The 19,410-nt window shown below is 61.6% G+C and carries 19 protein-coding genes and 1 rRNA gene (1 of these 20 only partly in view); 13 read left to right on the top strand and 7 right to left on the bottom strand.

The annotated features are described in order from the left end of the window. Positions 1-85 precede the first annotated feature (85 nt). Entirely contained in the window at positions 86-973 is an 888-nt protein-coding gene (gene gluQRS, locus KEM63_RS14405) for a tRNA glutamyl-Q(34) synthetase GluQRS (RefSeq protein ID WP_223652834.1), read from the bottom strand. Positions 974-1,034: 61 nt separating this feature from the next. Continuing rightward, the gene (gene dksA / locus KEM63_RS14400) at positions 1,035-1,475 is read right to left on the bottom strand and encodes an RNA polymerase-binding protein DksA (protein WP_093395194.1); all 441 of its coding nucleotides are present in this window, start codon (positions 1,473-1,475) and stop codon (positions 1,035-1,037) included. A 224-nt stretch (positions 1,476-1,699) separates the two neighbouring features. Here dksA and KEM63_RS14395 point away from each other — a divergent pair, with 224 nt between their 5' ends. Together KEM63_RS14395 and sfsA are read left to right on the top strand one after the other, a co-directional pair. Next, on the top strand, positions 1,700-2,878 hold the full coding sequence (locus KEM63_RS14395; RefSeq protein WP_223652832.1) for a pyridoxal phosphate-dependent aminotransferase: 1,179 nt from the start codon (positions 1,700-1,702) through the stop codon (positions 2,876-2,878). Continuing rightward, positions 2,878-3,579 (top strand): DNA/RNA nuclease SfsA, encoded by a 702-nt coding sequence (sfsA, locus tag KEM63_RS14390; RefSeq protein ID WP_223655890.1) that lies wholly within the window; start codon positions 2,878-2,880, stop codon positions 3,577-3,579. The genes KEM63_RS14395 and sfsA overlap by 1 nt, the downstream gene beginning before the upstream one ends. Before the next feature lie 5 nt (positions 3,580-3,584). On the opposite strand, the gene KEM63_RS14385 is transcribed toward sfsA, so the two are convergent. After that, entirely contained in the window at positions 3,585-3,923 is a 339-nt protein-coding gene (locus KEM63_RS14385; RefSeq protein WP_223652830.1) for a Rieske (2Fe-2S) protein, read from the bottom strand. Positions 3,924-4,018: 95 nt separating this feature from the next. Between KEM63_RS14385 and KEM63_RS14380 the strand changes: the two genes are divergently transcribed. The 3 genes from KEM63_RS14380 to KEM63_RS14370 are packed head-to-tail and all read left to right on the top strand — an operon-like array spanning position 4,019 to position 6,668. Beyond that, positions 4,019-5,053 (top strand): FecCD family ABC transporter permease, encoded by a 1,035-nt coding sequence (locus KEM63_RS14380; RefSeq protein WP_223652828.1) that lies wholly within the window; start codon positions 4,019-4,021, stop codon positions 5,051-5,053. Next, positions 5,046-5,807 carry a heme ABC transporter ATP-binding protein gene (locus KEM63_RS14375; protein ID WP_223652826.1) on the top strand — a complete coding sequence of 254 codons (762 nt, stop codon included), beginning with the start codon at positions 5,046-5,048 and terminating at the stop codon, positions 5,805-5,807. Before KEM63_RS14380 ends, KEM63_RS14375 begins: the two co-directional genes overlap by 8 nt. Before the next feature lie 6 nt (positions 5,808-5,813). Further along, entirely contained in the window at positions 5,814-6,668 is an 855-nt protein-coding gene (locus tag KEM63_RS14370; RefSeq protein ID WP_223652824.1) for a ChaN family lipoprotein, read from the top strand. A 160-nt stretch (positions 6,669-6,828) separates the two neighbouring features. On the opposite strand, the gene KEM63_RS14365 is transcribed toward KEM63_RS14370, so the two are convergent. The 3 genes from KEM63_RS14365 to KEM63_RS14355 form a co-directional block, all read right to left on the bottom strand. Next, complete coding sequence (locus KEM63_RS14365; protein WP_223652822.1) at positions 6,829-7,626, bottom strand: cyclic nucleotide-binding domain-containing protein; 798 nt, start codon at positions 7,624-7,626, stop codon at positions 6,829-6,831. Positions 7,627-7,794: 168 nt separating this feature from the next. Further along, the gene (locus KEM63_RS14360) at positions 7,795-8,070 is read right to left on the bottom strand and encodes a TfoX/Sxy family protein (RefSeq protein ID WP_223652821.1); all 276 of its coding nucleotides are present in this window, start codon (positions 8,068-8,070) and stop codon (positions 7,795-7,797) included. Positions 8,071-8,245: 175 nt separating this feature from the next. Next, positions 8,246-9,793 carry a bifunctional aminoglycoside phosphotransferase/ATP-binding protein gene (locus KEM63_RS14355; protein ID WP_223652820.1) on the bottom strand — a complete coding sequence of 516 codons (1,548 nt, stop codon included), beginning with the start codon at positions 9,791-9,793 and terminating at the stop codon, positions 8,246-8,248. A 123-nt stretch (positions 9,794-9,916) separates the two neighbouring features. Here KEM63_RS14355 and mrcB point away from each other — a divergent pair, with 123 nt between their 5' ends. The 3 genes from mrcB to KEM63_RS14340 are packed head-to-tail and all read left to right on the top strand — an operon-like array spanning position 9,917 to position 13,261. Beyond that, a complete protein-coding gene (mrcB, locus tag KEM63_RS14350; RefSeq protein WP_223652819.1) occupies positions 9,917-12,244 on the top strand; it encodes a penicillin-binding protein 1B in 2,328 nt (775 codons plus the stop codon). A 19-nt stretch (positions 12,245-12,263) separates the two neighbouring features. Continuing rightward, a complete protein-coding gene (locus tag KEM63_RS14345; RefSeq protein ID WP_223652818.1) occupies positions 12,264-12,932 on the top strand; it encodes a tetratricopeptide repeat protein in 669 nt (222 codons plus the stop codon). Continuing rightward, entirely contained in the window at positions 12,929-13,261 is a 333-nt protein-coding gene (locus tag KEM63_RS14340) for a YqcC family protein (RefSeq protein WP_223652817.1), read from the top strand. The genes KEM63_RS14345 and KEM63_RS14340 overlap by 4 nt, the downstream gene beginning before the upstream one ends. A gap of 7 nt (positions 13,262-13,268) precedes the next feature. On the opposite strand, the gene KEM63_RS14335 is transcribed toward KEM63_RS14340, so the two are convergent. Further along, positions 13,269-13,706 (bottom strand): DUF4124 domain-containing protein, encoded by a 438-nt coding sequence (locus KEM63_RS14335; RefSeq protein ID WP_223652816.1) that lies wholly within the window; start codon positions 13,704-13,706, stop codon positions 13,269-13,271. Between the two features lie 434 nt (positions 13,707-14,140). Between KEM63_RS14335 and KEM63_RS14330 the strand changes: the two genes are divergently transcribed. The 5 genes from KEM63_RS14330 to KEM63_RS14310 all read left to right on the top strand — a co-directional run. Then, positions 14,141-15,865: an acetolactate synthase 3 large subunit gene (locus tag KEM63_RS14330; RefSeq protein ID WP_223652815.1), complete on the top strand. Its 1,725-nt coding sequence runs from the start codon at positions 14,141-14,143 to the stop codon at positions 15,863-15,865. A gap of 1 nt (position 15,866) precedes the next feature. Next, positions 15,867-16,358 carry an acetolactate synthase small subunit gene (gene ilvN / locus KEM63_RS14325; protein WP_223652813.1) on the top strand — a complete coding sequence of 164 codons (492 nt, stop codon included), beginning with the start codon at positions 15,867-15,869 and terminating at the stop codon, positions 16,356-16,358. 49 nt (positions 16,359-16,407) lie between these two features. Further along, complete coding sequence (gene ilvC / locus KEM63_RS14320; RefSeq protein ID WP_223652798.1) at positions 16,408-17,424, top strand: ketol-acid reductoisomerase; 1,017 nt, start codon at positions 16,408-16,410, stop codon at positions 17,422-17,424. A gap of 126 nt (positions 17,425-17,550) precedes the next feature. After that, the gene (pssA, locus tag KEM63_RS14315) at positions 17,551-18,411 is read left to right on the top strand and encodes a CDP-diacylglycerol--serine O-phosphatidyltransferase (protein ID WP_223652796.1); all 861 of its coding nucleotides are present in this window, start codon (positions 17,551-17,553) and stop codon (positions 18,409-18,411) included. Positions 18,412-18,942: 531 nt separating this feature from the next. Continuing rightward, positions 18,943-19,410, top strand: a 16S ribosomal RNA gene (locus tag KEM63_RS14310); it runs 1,069 nt beyond the window's last position.

Genomic DNA, 19,410 nt, shown 5'->3' with positions numbered 1-19,410 from the left:
TTGGAAGCGGTATGACGAAGCCGGCGTGGCGACGCGATCCGCCTGCGGTGGCTCGATGGTAATCAGGCGCGCCGGGATTGCCAAGCTAGACACTGCTCTCGAGTAGATGCGGCTTCGGCGGGATGGATTCCACGCGCCAGTGCTTCACCGCCCATGCAAGCAGTTCCCGAACACCGGCGCCGCGCAGGCGCGCTGGCGGCGACTGGCGCAAGGCTGCCAGCGCGCGCCACAACGTTGCAGCGGCCAGGCTCGGTTCGAGCGGCGCGGAACCCAGCCGCTTGCTGAGCTTTTCACCGTCCGGGCGCATGATCAGGGGCACGTGAAGATACCTGGGAGCAGGTTGCTGAAAAAGGTGATACAGCCACAGCTGTCTGGGTGTTGAGTCCAGCAGATCTGCGCCGCGAACCACGTCGGTGACGCCCTGGTGGATATCGTCAGCGACCACGGCGAGCTGATAGGCGATCACCCCGTCGCGCCTGCGCACGGCAATATCGCCCACCTCGGATTCGAGCGCCTGCTCCATCGGTCCCTGCAGGCGGTCGACAAAGCCCATTACGGTGTTCGGCACGCGCACCCGCACGGCGCGATCAGCGGCAGAAGTCAGACCGCGCGTGCGGCAGGTGCCCGGATACACCCCCCCATAGGCTGCGATCTGCTGACGCGAACAGTCGCAATAATACGCTTTGCCATTCGCCAGCCACTGTGCCAGAACGGTTTCGTACAGTTCGATGCGTTGGCTTTGATAGACGATGTCGCCGTCCCATTCCAGGCCATAACATTCGAGCGTGCGCAGGATATGGTCGGTGGCACCGCTCACCACCCGTGGCTGATCCAGATCTTCAACCCGGACCAGCCAGCTTCCATGGTGATGACGTGCGTCGAGATAGCTTGCCAGTGCAGCGACGAGGGAACCGAAGTGCAGATGACCGCTGGGGGTAGGAGCGAAACGTCCGACGTAAGGCTGGGCATGCATGGCAGCTTGGCCTCGACAGGGGAGGGCGGCGAGTCAGCCTCGCCGCTGCGGGCAGGGGCGATCAGCCGCCGATCTGCCGTTCCTTGATTTCAGCCAGGGTCTTGCAGTCGATGCACAGTGTCGCGGTCGGACGCGCCTCGAGACGGCGGATGCCGATTTCGACCCCGCACGAGTCACAGAAGCCGTAATCGTCCTCTTCGATGCGCTGCAGTGTCTGATCAATCTTCTTGATCAGCTTGCGCTCGCGATCGCGGGCACGCAGTTCGAGACTGAATTCTTCTTCCTGGCTGGCGCGGTCGGCCGGGTCGGGGAAGTTGGCGGCTTCGTCCTGCATGTGGTGCACGGTACGGTCGACCTCTTCCATCAACTCCTTCTTCCAGTTGTTGAGGATGTTGGCGAAGTGCTCGAGCTGACGCTCGTTCATGTACTCTTCACCTTTCTGCTCCTTGTAGGGAACAAAGCCGCGCAGCATTGAACTTTTTTCTTTGGCATTGCTGGGCATAGAACCGCCTCACTATGTGCTCATCATCCTTTGCCAGGCGCCACCGCATCTGACCTTGGGCATGCGGCCCGGTGGCCCGCAAGCCGGCAAAACTACCAGAACCTTTATCGCTGCGCTACTGTTTGCCGCCAGAACCACCGGCACGGCAGGCATGGGGTGTGAATTTGGCACGTCAAGCCTGACCAGCCGGTATGATTTGCAGTTTTCTGCGACCGGGAGTCGACATGCAGCAATATCAGTGGGCGGCTCGCGCCCGTGATATCGAGCCGTTTCACGTCATGGCCGTGCTTGCCAGAGCGAGGGCGCTCGAAGCGCAGGGTCACGACGTGATTCACATGGAGATTGGCGAGCCGGACTTCATCACGCCCGAACCGATCATCCGGGCCGGGCAGGCAGCCCTGGCCGCTGGCAGGACGGGTTACACCCCTGCGCTCGGGCTGCCAGCTCTGCGTGAGGCCATCGCCGCCTGGTATGCGCGCCAGTACGGAGTGAACCTGAACCCTTCCCGGGTCGTCGTCACGCCGGGTGGTTCGGCGGCGCTCTTGCTGGTCAGCGCGCTGCTGGTCGATCCTGGCAAGCGCGTGATGATGGCTGACCCCGGCTACCCTTGCAATCGACACTTCCTGCGCCTGGTCGAGGGCGCGGCGGAGCTGGTGCCGGTCGGGGCGCAGACGCAGTATCAGCTGACCCCGGCTCTGGTCGACGCGCATTGGCGTGCCGACTGCGTTGCGGTGATGGCCGCCTCGCCTGCGAACCCAACCGGTACGCTGCTCGACAGACAGCAACTGGCCGGTCTGGCAGCAGCAACGCGCCGCAAGGGCGGGCACTTCATCGTCGACGAGATCTACCACGGGCTGACCTACGGGTGTCGGGCATCCTCGGTACTCGAAGTCGATCCGGATGCCTTCGTGCTCAACAGTTTCTCGAAGTACTTCGGCATGACCGGGTGGCGACTCGGCTGGCTGATAGCCCCGGAGGCGGCCGTACCGGATCTCGAGCGCCTGGCGCAGAATCTCTACATCTGCGCCCCGCACATGGCCCAGGTCGCCGCGCTTGCCGCATTCGAAGAGCAGACGCTTGCCCTGTGCGAAGCCCGGCGCGAAGCGTTCGGTCAGCGGCGCGATTTTCTTCTCCCGGCCTTGCGTGACCTGGGGCTGGAGATTCCGGTGACGCCACAGGGTGCCTTCTATCTATACGCAGATACCAGCCGGCTCGGCGGTGACAGCGCGCAACTCTGCCGGCACCTGATCGAGACCGAGCACGTCGCTGTCACCCCCGGTCTGGACTTTGGCCACCACCGGTCCGACCAGCATGTCCGCTTCGCCTATACCACTTCGCTGGACAACCTCGAGCGGGCGGTTTCTCGGCTGCACAAGGGCCTCGAGTCATGGCAGGCATGCTGATTCCCTTCGACGTTCCGCTGGAGCGCGGGACGCTGGTCAGGCGCTACAAGCGCTTCTTTGCCGATGTCGTGCTTGACGATGGCCGTGAGGTCACCGTGCACTGTCCCAACACCGGGTCCATGTTGCGGTGTGGCGAGCCCGGCAGCCCGGTCTGGGTCGCCTTGCAGGACCGGCCGGGGCGCAAGCTTCCGGGTACCTGGGAGCTGGTGCAGACACCCGACGGGGCATTGGCTTGCGTGCACAGTGCGCGGGCCAACAAGGTCGTGGCTGCCTCGCTGCGCGCCGGTCTGATCACCCCGCTGAGCGGCTACGCCAGCCAACGCGCCGAGGTCTGCCTGAGTCCCGGAAAGAGTCGCTTCGATTTCCTGTTGAGCGATCCGGGTGAATGTGTCGTTGAAGTGAAGAGCGTGACCCTCGGTCTGGGGGCCGGGCAGGGCGCGTTTCCGGATGCCGTCAGCACGCGAGGGCAGAAGCACCTGCTGGAACTGATTGAAGTCGCCGCGGCGGGCCGGCGCGCCTGCATGCTGTTCTGCGTGATGCACAGCGGTATCGCCGAGGTTGCGCCCGCCGACCACATCGATCCGGTCTATGGTCGTGTTTTACGCCAGGCGGCGGCCAATGGTGTCGAGGTGATCGCATGGTCGGTGTGGCCAACGCCGGCCGGGCTGCAGGTCCGCGGTCAGCTACCGGTGGCCCTGTGAACGGGTCAGACCAGCCAGACCTGGCCGTCCTGAACGCGGCTCTCGCGTCTGGCAAGCCGCTCGCCGGCGCAGGGTCCGCTGACGCATTCGCCGGTATCGGGCAGGAACAGCGCGCCGTGTGTGGCGCACTGAATCAGCCGGCCGGAGCTGTCGAGAAACTGGTCGGGCACCCACTCCAGGGGAATCCCTCGGTGTGGACAGCGGTTGACGAAGACCTGGACGTCCGCACCCTGGCGCACGGCAAACAGTTGTTCGCCGGCGTGAGTCAGGCCGCGGCTGCCCGGGTCGGGAATATCCTCGAGTCGGCACAGGGCAACAGGTTGAGTATCAGCAGTGGTTGGCATGCGCGAATTATCCGCTGGCGCTCGGTGCTTTGCCAGCCTGTGACGCACAGCAGGGCCGGCGCTGGCCTGGCGTCCTGTTTTCAGCAGAATGCACCATGAGTCGCTATCTGCTGTTTTCGCTGCTCGCCGCAGCCCTGCTGCTGGCATGTCTGTTATCGCTGGCCATCGGCGCCGTGGCCATCGCGCCGGCTGACGTGTTGCGCGTGTTGTGGCCGTGGGCTGAGGTGACGGGCGTTGCACCCGGCGAGCAGTTAATCGTCGAACAGATACGGCTGCCCCGGGCGCTGATGGGAGCGATGACCGGGGCGACGCTCGCCCTTACGGGTGCTGCGATGCAAGGGCTGTTTCGTAATCCGCTAGCGGATCCGGGATTGATCGGTGTCTCGGGCGGTGCAGCGCTGGGTGCGGCGCTCGCCATTGTTTTCGGAGTCGGGCTGGCAGAGCTCCTGCCCCGTGTATTGTCACCGTACCTCACGGTATCCGGTGCTTTCGTTGGCGGCGTGGTCAGCACCATCGTCGTCTATCGCCTGGGTCAGGCGCTGCAGGGTGGGGCCATGTCCAGCATGCTGCTGGCTGGGGTGGCGATCACCACGTTGAGTGGTGCGCTCATCGGGCTGCTCGGCTATCTGGCCGACAGCAGCATGCTGCGCACCCTGACCTTCTGGAACATGGGGACACTGGCTCACGCGAGTTACGAACGGGTGATCATGCTGGCGCTGTGCTGCGCACTGGTGTGGTGGCGCCTGCCGCGCCGCGCCCGGGAGCTGAACGCGTTGCTGCTCGGCGAATCGGAGGCGCATCACCTGGGACTCGATGTTGCGCGGCTGAAACTCGAACTCATCATTCTCACCGCGCTGGGTGTGGCTGCCAGTGTTGCGGCTGCCGGCCTAATCGGCTTCGTCGGACTCATGGTGCCGCATCTCGCGCGGCTCATGGTCGGGCCGGATCATCGCCCGCTGTTGCCCGCTTCGATGCTACTCGGCGCCACGCTGATGCTGCTCGCTGACATCGCTGCCCGGCTGCTGATGGCGCCTGCGGAGCTACCGATCGGCATCCTCACCGCCGCTCTGGGCGCGCCGTTTTTTCTTGTTCTGCTATACCGTATGCGCACGGGGGTGACGCATGCTTGAGCTGGTCGGCGTGGCCTGCTCCCGCGGGCCTCAACGGGTGTTGTCCGATCTCTCCTTCACCCTCGCAAGCGGGGAGGTGATCGCAGTGCTCGGGGTCAACGGCTCCGGGAAAAGTACCTTGCTGGCGACGCTGGCAGGGGAGCTCCGGCCGGGTAAAGGCGAGCTTCGTTTTCACGGTGACGTTCTCTCGCAGATCGAGCCGACTGCGCGGGCGCAGCGGATGGCCGTGCTCCCTCAGACCTCCACACTGGCATTCGGCTTTCGCGCGGGGGAGGTCGTCGCCCTAGGGCGGTTGCCCCACCGCAGCGGCCTGGCCGCTGACAATCAGGCCGTGGCCGAGGCACTGGCCCAGGCGGATGCAACGCATCTGGCGATGCGCAACTATCTGCACCTGTCAGGCGGCGAGCGACAGCGCGTTCACCTCGCGCGGGTGCTGGCGCAGGTGTGGAATGTGCCGCAACCATGCTTGTTGATGGACGAGCCGACAGCAGCGCTGGACATCGCTCATCAGCATCTGGCACTGGCCGCAGCCCGCAATGTGGCGCAGCGAGGCGGCGCGGCTCTGGTCACGCTGCATGATCTGAACCTGGCGGCCCGCTATGCTGACCGGGTGCTACTGCTGAGCAATGGCCGCATGGCGGCGCTGGGTACGCCGTGGGAGGTGTTGCAGGCCGAGCGCATCGAGCAGATATTCGGCGTTCGCGCACAGGTGCAGCAACACCCGGCTGAAGACCGCCCCTTGATCATCATGTGAGGCCTCATGAGACGACTGATCTGCGCAGTAGTGTCCTGTTCAGTGTTCGCCGTACTCGCCGCCGATTTGCCACAGTGGTCCGCTCCCGAGGAGCGCGATCACCTGCAGCTTGGTCAGGCACTGGATACCGCCGCAGGGGAATGGATCGACGCGCATGCGCTGGCGGATCGCCTGGCCGGCGAACCTTACGTGCTGATCGGCGAGAAACACGACAACCCTGATCATCACGCGCTGCAGCTCTGGTTGCTCGAGCAACTGCATGCCCAGCGCCCGCAGGGATCGCTGCTGCTGGAAATGCTGGTGCCTGCGCAGCAGGAGGGGTTGGACGCCGCCCGGCAGCTTCCCGAGCTGTCTTCGCAAGCGCTCCAGACGCGCCTGAATTGGAACGCTGGATGGCCGTGGGCGCTTTACGGTGATCTGGTCCAATGGGGGCTGCGCGAACCGAAACAGCTGATACCCGCCAATCTGGACCGAGACGAAATCAGTCGACTATATCGTGGCGCGGTGCCGCCCATGCCCGAATACGATGCCGAGCAGCGCGGCTATCTCGAGCAGACCATCATCGACGCCCATTGCGGGAAGCTGCCCGCCAGCCAAATTCCCGCCATGCTCGCGATTCAGTACGCCCGAGACCGGCGCATGGCCGAAACGCTGTCTGGTGCGGCGACGCCTGCGCTGCTGATCGCCGGGAGTTTTCATGCGCGTAAGGATGTGGGCTTGCCGCTGCACTGGCCGAAGGAGCCGCGTCCGGTGGTGGTCATGCTGGTGGAGGCCGGCGCTGAACTGCCTTCTGCCGAACAGGCCGATTACCTATGGCTGACGCCAGCGATGCCGGCGACGGACTACTGCGAAAGCTGGTAGACGCCCAAAAAAATGGCCCGCTCAGGGAGCGGGCCTAATCCGTGATTAGCCTGATGAGGAGATAACCGCTTGCCTCGCGACAATCCGTTATCTAAGCCATCTCGCGATGACTTGTGGTAATAGTAATCGTTATCATTTGCATGTCAAGGCGATCGACGGATTATTTTTGCGCGAGCTGTTTGTAATGCGTCAGTTCCTTGTTCATCAGATCAATGCGGCGGGCCATACTTTCGATGAGGCTGTGGGCGATGCGTGGGTTACTCTGCATCAGCGCCAGGAACTGATCCTTGGGTATCATCATTACCGTAGTCGGACTGCTGGCAATAACCGTGGCAGAGCGTTTCTCGCGGGTGAACAGCGCCATGGCTCCGAAAATCTCATCCTTCTGGACGTCGCCGACCTTGATCCCCTCGACGAACGCCTCGGCATGGCCTTCGGTGATGATGAACACATGATCGGCCTCATCGCCCTGGCGAATCAGCTCGGCACCGGGAGCAAAGTGCTGGAACCCGGTGACAGGACGGATTTCGGCAGGCTTGTTGTGCGCCAACGCATCGGACATCAGCGCCGCCTGGCCGAGAATGTACTGAGTGAATTGCTCCTGACGCTGGCTGCTGGCGTGAATGTGCTTGAAAAGCGCTTCCCGATCGTAGGGAATGAGTTCCAGTGGCTCGTCACTGGTATACACGCATGGCGCGGTGTTCAACCCCTGGCGAAGCCCGATCAGATCGCCCTCCTGCATGTAAAACAGCGGTTTGCCTTCGATCAGCGCATGCAGCAGACCGGTCTTGAGCAGGTAGAGACGGTTGGCGCCGATGGTGGCATAAAGATCATCGACCGACTCCAGATGCAGCGGCTCGTCGCACGGTTCGAGGCCATCGAGCAGTTGCTCGGGGATACGCTGCAGTGTGCTGATCAGTTTTTCCGCATAAAGGGGCTGGTCACCTAAAAGGTACATGTCCTGAATTCCTTTTGAATTGTCCTGGTTCACCCGAGTGCAATGCCCGCTCCGAGCGGGTTGCAGGGAGGCCTCGGCGACATGCATACAATACTGCAGTGCAGCAGCTTCCCGCCAACGGAAAATGTACCGCTTGCCTTTGCCCCGCGATGAGTGTGAGCCGTGTCACTATCCGCTGCGGGCGAGCTGCTCCTGACTGTGCAACTGTTGCAGCAGCTCCGCCTTGTATACCGGATCAAGATCATTCCAGTGGACATTCTGCAGGGCGCCGGCAATCGCGAACATCAGCGACTTCGACGCGCGGAAACCGCGCGCGCGCACGGCGCAATAAGCGCCCACAGGACCACGGCGCTGCAGCTCCGCACGGCTGTGAATGCCGGTTGCGTGCAGCCATTGCACTGAGGTCTTGCCGAGATTCCGAAGTTCGAGCAGTTCATCGCTCATGGACACCTCGCTGGCGAGGGGTCTGTGGCAGCGGCACGCTGAGTCCGCGCCGACATGACAGGACGCCGGCGCGTCGGCCGGCCGATCATAATCTGAGGCATGGTTCGGGCTTCTTTTTATTGGTTCCCGTAGCCAGTGTAGTTCGCGGCGACGTTTCCGTACAGTCGCCGCGGAATCAGAGCTTCTGGCGTAACTGCAGCAACAGCTGCTCGACACTTTCCGGCTGATCCGTGCGCACCTCCAGCGTGAAGGGCCTCTCCTGCTCGGTGAAGGGCTCGAAGGCGTCATGCTGCATTCGCGCGACGTCGACATCGGCATCCGATGGGTCTTCGGCCTGCGCCTGCCGAGCCTTGATCCAGCCTTCGATCGTTTCCAGCGGCGCCTTGCAATGCACCATCAGACAAGGCGCGCCCTGCAGTTCGATGCATTCGCGCATGGCCTGGCGCTGCGCGCTCTTGAGATGCGTCGCATCAATGATGGCCGGGTAGCCCGAGGCCAGGATGCTGGCAGCCAGCGCCCCCAGACGGGCGTAGGTCTGGGCGGTCGCCTCGGCCGAATACAGGCCGGTGGTCGCCGCGTTTGTCGTCGTGTCGGTGAGCAGCCGTTTGCGCTCGATGTCGGAGCGCACCCGAATGGCGCCGAAGTCCTCGACCAGTTTCCCGGACAACGTGCTCTTGCCGGAACCGGAAATCCCCACCGTCAGCAGCCCGAAGCGCATCGGTATGGCGGTATAGCTTTCCGCAAGACGCGCATAGCCGCGATAGCGCTCCATCGTCTGCTGGCGCTCGGCCTCGGTGACACCCGGTTGAGTCAGGCGCAGCAATGCGACTTTGGCTCGCACCATGGCGCGGTACGCTTTGTAGTAGTTCAGTACGCAAAGCCCCGAGTAGTCTCCGGTCTGCTCGAGATACGCGTTGACGAAGCGCTGCGAGAGACCAGGCAGGCTGCGATCTTCCAGATCCATGGCCATGAACGCGACATCGCTCATCACGTCGATCCAGCGAAAGGCTTCGTTGAATTCGATGCAGTCGAACAGGGTCACCGCGCCATCGACCAGGGTAACGTTGTCGAGATAGATGTCACCATGGCACTCGCGCACGAATCCATTGGATTTGCGCTGTGCCAGTTGGGGAATCAGCCGCTCGAATGTAGTATGCGCCCACAGTTCGAGTTGCTTGAGCTGGTCGAGATCGTCAGCGTCGGCAAGCAGTGGACGAATCTGGTCGAAATTCTGCGCAACCGGAGCATGGATCTGCTCGGGCTCACCCCACTGGGAGTCGAGCGGGGCACGGTCAATCCCGCGGTGGAATGTCGCCAGACGGTTCGCCAGACTGTCGATGTGCTGCGGTTCGAGGGTGCCGGCGCGCTGCATGTTGCCGAGCAGATCCTCCTGCCGAAACTGTCGGGTCTTGACCAGATACTCGATCACCGGGCCATCGCCGTCGAGGCGTGGAGCCGACTCGCTGCCGCGGACTGGAATCACGCCCAGGTAGAGTTCCGGCGCCAGGCGACGATTGAGGCGAACCTCCTCGTCGCAGAAATGAGCGCGACGCTCGAGCGTCGAGTAGTCGATGAATCCGAAGTCGACCGGCTTCTTGATCTTGTAGACGAAGTCTCCGGTCAGCAGTACCCAGGAGATGTGGGTTTCCATCACAGTGAATCCTGTCACCGGGTGATCGTACAGCGCGGGGTCTTGCAGTGCGTTCAACAGGGTCTGGCTCACGGTGTATCCTTGCTTGGGCTGGCAATCCGGGCATTATGAAGCCTGGCAGCCGTCAGGCCAACCTCGACCCCGGCGCCGGTCATGCTGCCTGCGGGCAAAACGTCAGGAATTATGTAGGACATTATGGGAAAGAAACGCAGGTCACGTGCCGCTCGCAAGTCCGGCTTTTGGCGACGCTCTTCAGGTTGGCTGATCAAATTGGGCCTTGTTGCCCTGGTATTGTTCGCCGGGTTGGTCATTTATCTCGATGCGGTGGTGCAGGAGAAATTCTCCGGCAAGCGCTGGGCAGTACCCGCCAAGGTGTTCGCGCGTCCGCTGGAGTTGTATGCCGGCCAATCCCTTAGCCGAGAAGACTTCGTCACCGAGTTGAAGGCGCTTGGCTATCGTTCAGTCAGCAGTGTGCGTGCGCCCGGGCAGATGGCCGTTGGCAGTGGCCGGGTGGACGTTCATACCCGCGGCTTCCACTTTTACGAAGGCGCCGAGCCTGCTCGCTATCTCAACGTTCGTTTCAACGGCCGGAAGATTGCATCGCTGGAAGGCAGCGGCGACCCGGTCATGGCACGTCTGGAGCCGCTGATGATCGGCGGCATCTACCCGTCCCACAACGAAGACCGAATTCTTGTCAGGCTGGATCAGGCGCCTCCGTATCTGGTCGAGGCGCTGGTCGCGGTGGAAGACCGCGAGTTCTTCCAGCATTTCGGCGTCTCGCCCAAGGGCATCGCCCGGGCCGCTTACGTCAACCTCACGGCCGGTAACGTCGTTCAGGGTGGCAGCACGCTGACTCAGCAGCTGGTCAAGAATTTCTATCTGACCAACGAGCGCAGCCTGGTGCGCAAGGGCCGTGAAGCAATCATGGCCGTCCTGCTGGAAATTCACTATCCCAAGGAAGAGATTCTCGAGGCGTACCTCAACGAAGTGTTCCTGGGGCAGGATGGCAATCGCGCGGTCCACGGGTTTGGTCTGGCCAGCCAGTATTACTTCGGTCAGCCGTTGCAGGAGCTGGAACTGCACCAGGTCGCTCTGCTTGTCGGGATGGTCAAGGGGCCTTCGCTGTACAACCCGCGACGTCATCCCGAGCGGGCCAAGACACGTCGTGACCTGGTGATCCAGATGCTCGCCGAGCAGGGCATGGTCAGCACCGAGCACGCCGAGCAGGCTCAGGCTCGCCCTCTGGATGTCGCTGCCCGCGGAACCATGGCCAACACCAGCTATCCCGCGTTCATGGACCTGATCAAGCGGCAGTTGCGCGACGATTATCGCGACGAGGATCTGACCAGCGAGGGCCTGCGCGTATTCACCAGCTTCGATCCGTTGCTGCAGCGCAAGGCTGAAGAATCGGTCGTCGGTACGCTCAAGCGCATCGCACCGCCGGCGGATGACGTCCCGCTGGAAGGGGCGATGGTGGTCACCAGCTCGCAAACCGGTGAGGTTCTTGCCCTGGTCGGCGGCAGCAATCCCCGCTTCACCGGCTTCAACCGCGCCCTGGATGCATCGAGGCCCATTGGATCGCTGGTGAAGCCGGCCATCTATCTGGCGGCACTGGAGCAGCCGGCGAAGTATTCCCTGATCACGCCGATCGACGACTCGCCGATCACGCTGGATGCCGAGCCGGGGGTGAAATGGACGCCGCAGAACTACGATCGGCAGAGTCATGGCCTGGTGCCGCTGCACGAGGCGCTCAGCCGTTCCTACAATCAGGCCGCGGTTCGCCTGGGTGTGGAGGTCGGTGTCCCCAAAGTCCTGCAGACCATCGAACGGATGGGCGTGCAGCATGGGTGGCCGGCGTATCCGGCAATGCTGCTGGGGTCGGGAGCGATGACACCGCTGCAGGTCACCGACATGTATCAGACATTGGCGAACGGTGGTTTCAGTACGCGCTTGAGGGCCATTCGCAACGTATTGGCAACCGATGGCGAACCGTTGAAACGATATCCGTTCGAAGTACAACAGCGCTTCGATTCCGCCTCGATTTACCTGATCCGGGAAGCGATGATGCGGGTCATGACCGAAGGGACCGGGCGGTCGGCGTATAATCAGATCCCCTCTGATATCCGCGTGGCCGGGAAGACCGGCACGACCAACAATCTGCGTGACAGCTGGTTCGCCGGTTTTTCCGACGATCTGCTGGCGGTGGCGTGGATAGGCCGCGACGATAACGGTCAAACGCGTCTTACCGGAGCGACCGGTGCGCTGCAGGTCTGGTCGACATTCATGGGGCAGGCGCATCCGCAGTCCCTGTCAGCGGCGCCTCCCGATGGCATCGAGATCGCCTGGGTGGATCCGCTCACCGGACAGGGGAGTGATCCCAGCTGCGACGGCAGTGTGCAGATTGCATTTCGAGCGGGCTATGCTCCGTTGCCGGGGCCAGGCTGCCGGTCGCTGATCGACACCGAGGCTGTGAAAGAGGGCGCCAACCGCGTGATGGATACCATTCGCGGCTGGCTGCAGTGACTTTATGAGGGCGTTAAACATGGATTGCAGACAACTTGCCGTGCTGGCTGGATTGATGATGACGCTGGCTGGCTGTGCAGGCACCGGCGGCTCGGTACCGGTTACCGATGCCGGCCGCGCGGTCTCCAACGAAGAGTTGCGAGCTGGTGCAGGACGCGCCGGGCAGCAGCAACCGCGTTCGGCGCCCTCGCAGCCGACCGACAGCGGCGTGGTGGTGATGATTCCGGACGACGCGGGCGGCTCCCGGGCGATCGAGTCATATCCGCTCGATTCGCAGCCGCCGCTGCGCGAAAGTGATGCGCCCCGGTCGGATGGCGCACGGCAGACCGCGCCCAGTTCCGGTGGCCTGCAGGCAGACGAGCAGCTGGACGGGCCAGTCCTCGCTCTTCTGACTACCGCGCGGGAGCAGGAGGGTCGTGGCGATCTGGGCAGTGCCTCGGCGAGCCTCGAGCGGGCGATGCGTATCGCCCCGCGTGAACCGCAGGTGCTTTATCGTCTGGCTCAGGTGCGATTGTCACAGGGCGACGCGGCGCAGGCGGAGCAGCTAGCGCAGCGCGGCTTGAGCTATGCGGCAGGGCGCTCGACGCTGCAGGCCGGCTTGTGGGAGCTGATAGCGCAGGCCCGTGAGAAGCAGGGCAACGCCGCTGGAGCGGCCGAAGCACGTCAGCGCGCTCGGGTTTCTTCGTGATCGGCAGCGCCTGGCATGACCTGGCCGACGCGGTGCTGGCGCTGGAAATGGAGCTGCGGGAGCTGTCAATGTGGCGCAGCGAGCGTCCGACGCCCGAGGCGCTGTCCAGCCACGCGCCGTTCTGTGTCGACACGCTGACCTTCGATCAGTGGCTACAGTGGATTTTCATTCCCCGCATGGTCGATATCATCGAGCAGGGTGAAGGAATGCCAGGCGCCTGCAATATAAGACCAATGGGCGAAGAAGCCTTCGCCCATCTGGGCCAGCAGCATATGCGGCTTATCGAGGTGCTCGGCGATATCGACCGGCTGGCCACGCGACTGGTTTGACGGGAGCTCAGTTGTTCACGCAGTGGGTCGCCAGGTTCTGCTTCGCCTCGGCGATCATCGACTGGCGTTCATCTTCTCCGATCCGCTCTACTTCGCCCGCTTCGTTCTTGCGGCTCAGGCGCGGATTCTCGCTCAGCGTCTTGAGATTTTCCCGCAACCTGTCGCAGTTCGCCTGCCGGACCGCTTCCTGTTCCTGCTTGCTCTTCGCCTTGTCTCCGTCAGGCTCGACGGCTTCGGCCGGCTTGACCGGTGCGGGCTGCTGGCTGCGAACGGGGGAGCCCAGATTGGGGGCGGCACGTATATCAACTTTCTGAAAGGGCCTGTCGGCAGGCGGTTGCTGGCCAAACTGCCTGCCGCCTCGGTCGTCGGTCCACTGGTACATTGTTTCGGCCGTGGCCTGCGAAGCTGCCAAGGCCAGTGCGAATGCAAGGGTCAATCTGTACATGCTGTTCCCATCCCTGTTGCGGGCTTCCGAAGTCGGTAGTGTGGCTACTATATCCAAACGGCCGGTGCTCGGTATATGCCGCTGCAGGGGCTGTAGAGCCAGTCATGCTTTTGTCTAACCCGCTTGACTTGTACGGTCCGAGTGTAAACAATTCGGGGTTCACAAAAGCCCGCTGTTGTCGGAGCCCACACGGCTTCCGGGACGGCCAGCTTTGTTGCTCACTCCAGGAGGCGAGACCCCGCCCACTCCTGGCCAGGCACCCGCACGCGCTACCTCGCGCTGGGTGAGGCAGGTTCCGGTAACCCGTGGAACCGAGCCTCCGATGCACGTAGTCAAGCTGATGCATGGCAACCACCGTTGCCAATGCTCTGCCGAGCAGTAAACAGGTACTCTGCTGCCCGCCGCGCGGGTGGCATGCTAGAGGTGATTCTAAAGTGGAGCTTTTATCCGGCGCTGAGATGGTCGTCCGCTCATTGCGTGACGAAGGGGTTAAATATATCTACGGGTATCCGGGCGGTGCCCTTCTGCATATCTACGACGCAATTTTTCGTCAGGATGACGTCGTACATATTCTGGTGCGTCATGAGCAGGCCGCTGCCCATATGGCTGACGGCTATGCGCGCGCGTCGGGCAAGGCGGGCGTGGTACTGGTGACATCCGGTCCGGGTGCGACCAATACGGTCACCGGCATCGCCACGGCGTACATGGACTCCATCCCGATGGTCGTCATTTCCGGCCAGGTTCCGAGCACTGCCGTCGGCACCGATGCGTTCCAGGAGACCGACATGGTCGGTGTTTCGCGTCCGATCGTGAAGCACAGCTTTATCATCAAGGACCCGCGCGAGATTCCGGAAGTCATCAAGAAGGCTTTCTATATCGCCGAGACCGGTCGCCCCGGTCCAGTGGTCATCGATATCCCCAAGGACATGACCAATCCGGCAGAGAAGTTCGAGTACAGCTATCCGAAGAAGGTCAAGCTGCGCTCGTATAACCCTGCAGTCCGCGGTCACTCCGGGCAGATCCGCAAGGCGCTGGACCTGATCGCCGAGGCCAAGCGGCCGATCATCTACGCCGGCGGTGGGGTCATCCTGGGCAAGGCTGCCACTCAGCTTACCGAGCTGGGGCGTGAGCTGGGTGTGCCGGTTACCAACACACTGATGGGTCTTGGTGGGTTTCCGGGTACCGACCCGCAGTATGTCGGCTGGTTGGGCATGCACGGCAGTTACGTATCCAACGTCTCCATGCACCATAGCGATGTGATCCTGGCCGTCGGCGCCCGTTTCGACGACCGCGTGATCAACGGCGCGAGCAAGTTCTGTCCGAACGCCAAGATCATTCATATCGACATCGATCCGGCGTCAATCTCCAAGACCATCCGCGCGGATGTGCCGATCGTCGGGCCCGTCGACAGCGTGCTTATGGAAATGCTGGCCACCTGCCGCGAGTTCAATCTGCGCCCGTCCAGGGAAGCGTTGAGTGGCTGGTGGAAGCAGATCGACGAATGGCGTGGCAGTCGCGGACTGTTCCCCTATGACAAGGGCGACGGCTCGATCATCAAGCCGCAGTCGGTTATCGAGACCCTGTACGAAGTGACACGGGGCGATGCCTACGTGACCTCGGACGTGGGTCAGCATCAGATGTTCGCCGCGCAGTATTACCCGTTTGACAAGCCTAACCGCTGGATCAACTCGGGCGGACTGGGCACGATGGGCTTCGGTTTGCCCGCTGCCATGGGCGTCCAGCTGCATTACCCTGACGCGCAAGTCGCCTGTGTCACCGGGGAGGGCAGTATCCAGATGAACATCCAGGAGCTGTCTACCTGTCTGCAGTATGATCTGCCTGTGAAAATCATCTGCCTGAACAACCAGGCGCTCGGGATGGTTCGGCAATGGCAGGACATGCAATACAACAGCCGCTACTCGCATTCGTACATGGAATCGCTGCCTGATTTCATTCAGCTCGCCGACGCCTACGGGCACGTCGGCATGCGGGTAGAGAAGGTCGCGGATCTCAAGCCGGCGATGGAGGAAGCCTTCGCCAATCGCAAGCGCCTGGTGTTCATGGACATCCGCGTCGACGAGAGCGAGCACGTCTATCCGATGCATATCAAGGACGGCTCGATGCGCGACATGTGGCTGAGCAAGACGGAGCGCACCTGACATGAGACACATCATTTCCGTACTTCTGGAAAACGAGCCGGGTGCTCTTTCACGCGTGGTGGGACTGTTTTCCCAGCGCAACTACAACATCGAGACGCTGACCGTAGCGCCGACCGAAGATCCGACGCTGTCGCGACTGACGTTGACCACCATCGGTCAGGACGAGGTCATCGAACAGATCACCAAGAATCTCAACAAGCTGATCGAGGTGGTCAAGCTGGTGAATCTGTCCGAGGGCGCGCACATCGAGCGCGAGCTGATGCTGGTGAAGATCAAGGCCACGGGCGCCCAGCGCGCCGAGGTCAAGCGCACCACCGATATCTTCCGCGGGCAGATCGTCGACGTGACCAGCAGCGTGTACACCGTCCAGCTCGCGGGCACGTCCGACAAGCTCGACAGCTTCATCGAGGCAGTCGGCCCGACTACAGTGCTTGAGGTTGTTCGTACCGGGGTTTCAGGCATCGCGCGCGGCGAGAAGGTCCTGAGTATTTAACTTTGCCAGCACGGGTCCGGATGGGCCCGCTTAGTAACAGGGGAATTACATGCACGTTTATTACGACAAAGATTGCGACCTGAGCCTCATCCAGAGCAAGAAAGTGGCAATCATCGGTTACGGCTCCCAGGGTCACGCCCATGCCTGCAACCTCAAGGATTCCGGCGTTGACGTAACCGTGGGCCTGCGCCCGGGCTCGTCTTCCGTCGCCAAGGCAGAAAATCACGGTCTCAAGGTCAGCGATGTACCGTCTGCGGTTGCCGCTGCAGACGTGGTCATGATCCTGACTCCCGATGAGTTTCAGTCGCAGCTGTACCGTGACGAGATCGAGCCGAACCTGAAGCAGGGTGCAACGCTGGCGTTCGCCCACGGTTTCGCCATTCACTACAATCAGATCGTGCCACGCAAGGACCTTGACGTGATCATGATCGCGCCGAAGGCGCCGGGCCACACTGTTCGCTCCGAGTTCGTCAAGGGTGGCGGCATTCCGGATCTGGTCGCAATCTTCCAGGACGCTTCGGGCAATGCCAAGAACCTGGCCCTGTCGTACGCATCAGGCGTGGGTGGCGGCCGTACCGGTATCATCGAAACTACCTTCAAGGACGAGACCGAAACCGATCTGTTCGGCGAGCAGGCCGTGCTGTGTGGTGGCGCCGTAGAGCTGGTCAAGGCGGGCTTTGAAACGCTGGTTGAAGCCGGTTATGCACCGGAGATGGCCTACTTCGAGTGTCTGCACGAACTGAAGCTGATCGTCGACCTGATGTACGAGGGCGGCATCGCCAACATGAACTACTCGATTTCGAACAACGCCGAGTACGGCGAGTACGTTACCGGTCCGGAAGTGATCAATGACGAGTCGCGCGCAGCCATGCGCAATGCGCTCAAGCGCATCCAGAGCGGCGAGTACGCGAAGATGTTCATCGCTGAAGGCGCGCACAACTATCCGTCGATGACCGCTGCGCGCCGCAACAATGCCGCGCATCCCATCGAGCAGGTAGGTGAGAAGCTGCGTGGCATGATGCCGTGGATTTCCGCGAACAAGATCGTCGACAAGTCGAAGAACTGATCGGAAATCGGTGGTGAGAAAACGCGGCTTCGGTCGCGTTTTTTTATGTCCGTCCGGGCCGCCTCGCTGGCGTAAATGCCTTTGAATTGCCACACTGTTCGTTCCGGTAACACGAAAGGTCCGAACATGAGTGACAAGCTAGAGCGCGAACAGAAGGTTCAGTCAGACGAAATTCCCAGCCTGCTGCCGATCGATGAGCATATCGAAGAAGAGGCCGGTCCGGATGGGCGGAAGGTGCGCCACAAGGGGATCTACCTGCTGCCGAACCTGTTCACGACTGCGGCACTGTTCTCGGGATTTTACGCCATTGTCAGTGCAATGGACGGGAATTTCGCCAATGCTTCGATCGCGATCTTCGTCGCCATGGTGCTCGATGGTCTGGACGGGCGGGTGGCGCGGTTAACCAATACGCAGAGCGCGTTTGGTGCCGAATATGATTCGCTGTCGGACATGGTCGCGTTCGGCGTTGCCCCGGCACTGGTTGCGTTCACCTGGGCGCTAGCCGACATGGGCAAGGCCGGCTGGGTATTCGCATTCATATACGTCGCCGGCGCAGCCTTGCGTCTCGCGCGCTTCAACACCCACATTGGCAGCGAAGACAAGCGTTATTTCACCGGGTTGGCCAGTCCATCGGCGGCAGGTCTGGTTGCCGGCATGGTCTGGGCGCTGTCCGACTTCGGCATCGATGGGGGGGATATTTCTCTGCTGGTCGGGATTCTTACGGCGCTCGGTGGGTTGCTGATGGTCAGCAACGTTCGCTATTACAGCTTCAAGGACCTGGACGTGAAAGGCCGCGTGCCCTTCTTTGTCATCCTGCTGGTCGTGCTGGTGTTCGCGGTAATCTCTACCGATCCTTCGCGGATCCTCTGGTTCATCTTTATCGTTTATAGCCTGTCCGGCCCGGTCCAGGCGGTGTGGCGCTTGCGCAAGCGGGAGGAAACCCCTGTCGTGGAAAAAGATGCGAGCAGCATCGATAAAAACCCTTGACGGCATCTCTCTGGGGCCTATAATGCGCGTCTCCCTGGTCGGGGTGCTTTGCATAAAGCGCTTTACAATCAATAAGTTAGCGATAATTTAGAGGTTGACAGGCTGGGGAGAAGGCGTAGAATGCGCCGCTCTGTGAAGGCTGGCGGTAACGGACTTTGCGGGTTGATGGGGTGACTCATCAAAGGTTTTCGGAAGGTGTTGACAGCGGTGAGAGCTGCTGTAGAATGCGCCTCCCTGACACGGAGAAGCGAGAGCTTGCCGGGTCGGCCAAGCGAGTAGTGAGGCGGTAAAAAACTTCACGAAAAAGCTTGACGGAATAGAAGGTTAGCGTAGAATGCGCGGCCTTGGTTAAGCGGAAACGCGAACCGAATCGCTCTTTAACAAGATGAATCAAGTAATTCGTGTGGGTGCTTGCTGGGCACGATTGATGATCGCAAGATTATCAGCCAAGCAAGTAACTCTTGTGAATTCATGAGTTTTTAGCTAAGGCTGAGCCAAGTTTAGGGTTTTCTCAAAACCCGATCAGTATTAAAACTGAAGAGTTTGATCATGGCTCAGATTGAACGCTGGCGGCAGGCCTAACACATGCAAGTCGAGCGGTAGAGGGGAGCTTGCTTCCCTTGAGAGCGGCGGACGGGTGAGTAATACCTGGGAATCTGCCTGGTAGTGGGGGATAACGTTCCGAAAGGAACGCTAATACCGCATACGTCCTACGGGAGAAAGCAGGGGATCTTCGGACCTTGCGCTATCAGATGAGCCCAGGTCGGATTAGCTAGTAGGTGAGGTAAAGGCTCACCTAGGCGACGATCCGTAACTGGTCTGAGAGGATGATCAGTCACACTGGAACTGAGACACGGTCCAGACTCCTACGGGAGGCAGCAGTGGGGAATATTGGACAATGGGCGCAAGCCTGATCCAGCCATGCCGCGTGTGTGAAGAAGGTCTTCGGATTGTAAAGCACTTTAAGTTGGGAGGAAGGGTTGTAGATTAATACTCTGC

The organism is Halopseudomonas nanhaiensis (genome assembly GCF_020025155.1).
GTDB lineage: Bacteria > Pseudomonadota > Gammaproteobacteria > Pseudomonadales > Pseudomonadaceae > Halopseudomonas > Halopseudomonas nanhaiensis.
The sequence above is the reverse complement of the archived record's forward strand: the minus strand, read 5'-3'. Positions and strand labels throughout refer to the sequence as shown.